This window comes from Paraburkholderia sediminicola (genome assembly GCF_046027355.1).
GTDB classification, from domain to species: domain Bacteria; phylum Pseudomonadota; class Gammaproteobacteria; order Burkholderiales; family Burkholderiaceae; genus Paraburkholderia; species Paraburkholderia sediminicola_B.
The window spans coordinates 1-283 of sequence record NZ_JAQQEK010000164.1; the positions used below are offsets into that span (position 1 = coordinate 1).

Here is a 283-nt window from a genome sequence, read left to right on the forward strand (position 1 = left end):
GAGGCCGCCGATCACGGCGCGGCCGAGCGGCGCGTTCTGTTCGCCGCCGTCGCCGAGGCCGAGTGCCATCGGCAGCATGCCGATCAGCATGGCGAGCGCCGTCATCAGCACCGGGCGGAAGCGGCTGAAGCCGGCTTCGAGCGCGGCCTGCAGCGGCGGCTTGCCGCCGTGGTGGACTTCGCGCGCGGTGTTGATGACGAGAATGCTGTTGGCCGTGGCGATGCCGATGCACAGAATGGTGCCCGTGAGGGCCGGCACGCTCAGGCGGGTGCCGGTGCTGAAC

1 protein-coding gene is annotated in these 283 nt (G+C 71.4%); it reads right to left on the reverse strand.

Annotated features, from left to right (window positions below; genetic code table 11):
* A partial coding sequence (locus PQR42_RS45735; protein ID WP_408496140.1) for an efflux RND transporter permease subunit occupies positions 1-283 on the reverse strand: 283 nt, incomplete at both ends.